This is a genomic window from Pseudomonas sp. IT-P74 (assembly GCF_949768175.1).
GTDB lineage: Bacteria > Pseudomonadota > Gammaproteobacteria > Pseudomonadales > Pseudomonadaceae > Aquipseudomonas.
In genome coordinates, this window is the sequence record NZ_CATKQD010000036.1 from 1 (window position 1) to 988 (window position 988).

Genomic DNA, 988 nt, shown 5'->3' on the forward strand with positions numbered 1-988 from the left:
AGTGCCGCTGCCGGCGTTGCCCGAGCCGTTTTGCACACCGCTGTTATCCAGGGTGATGACGTTGCTGGTGTCGGTGATGGCATTGGTCGGGGTGAAGGTTGCCGTCCAGGTGATGCCGCCGTCGCTGCTGCTGACGGCGCTCAAAGTGCCATTGGCGATGGTCAGGTCAGCATTGGAGAAACCGCTCACGGCTTCGCTGAAAGTGATGGTCACCAACGACGTTTCACCGATTTGCAGGGCGTTGTCGGCAACCACGATGGTAGCCGTCGGCAGCACGGTATCAATCGTGTAGTTGCCGGAGTTGGTGGTGCCGCTGCCGGTGTTGCCGGCCACGTCGGTGACACCGGTATTGTTCAGGGTGATGACGTTGCTCGTGTCATTTACGCCGGCGGTCGGGGTGAAGGTCGCGGTCCAGGTAATCCCGCCGTCACTGCTGCTCACCGAGGTCAACGTGCCGTTGGCGATGCTCAGGTCGGCGTTGGTGAAACCGCTTACTGCTTCGGAGAAAGTAATGGTCACCAGCGAGGTTTCATCCGCGCTCAGCGTCGTATCGGCCAGCACGATCGTGGCGGTCGGGCGGACCGTGTCGATGGCATAGTTGTTGGAATCGGTGGTGCCGCTGCCGGCGTTGCCCGACAGGTCGCTGACCCCGGTGTTGTCCAGGGTGATCAGGTTGGTCGTGTCGTTGATGCTCGCCGAAGGTGTGAAGGTGGCCGTCCAGGTAATGCCACCGTCACTGCTGCTGACCGCGGTCAATGTGCCGTTGGCAATCGTCAGGTCGGCGTTGGTGAAACCGCTCACTGCTTCACTGAAGGTGATCGTCACCAACGAGGTTTCGCCGATTCTCAACGCCGTGTCCGTCACCACAATGGTGGCCGTCGGGCGCACGGTGTCGATGGCATAGTTGTTGGAGTCGGTGGTGCCGCTGCCCACGTTACCGGTGGCGGCAGCCTGCACGCCGGTGTTGTCCAGGGTGATCAGGTTGGTT

General features: G+C 61.4%; 1 protein-coding gene. It reads right to left on the reverse strand.

The features are described from left to right. The coding region (locus ACM6J5_RS18460) for an Ig-like domain-containing protein (protein ID WP_414929105.1) at positions 1–988 on the reverse strand (988 nt) is incomplete at both ends.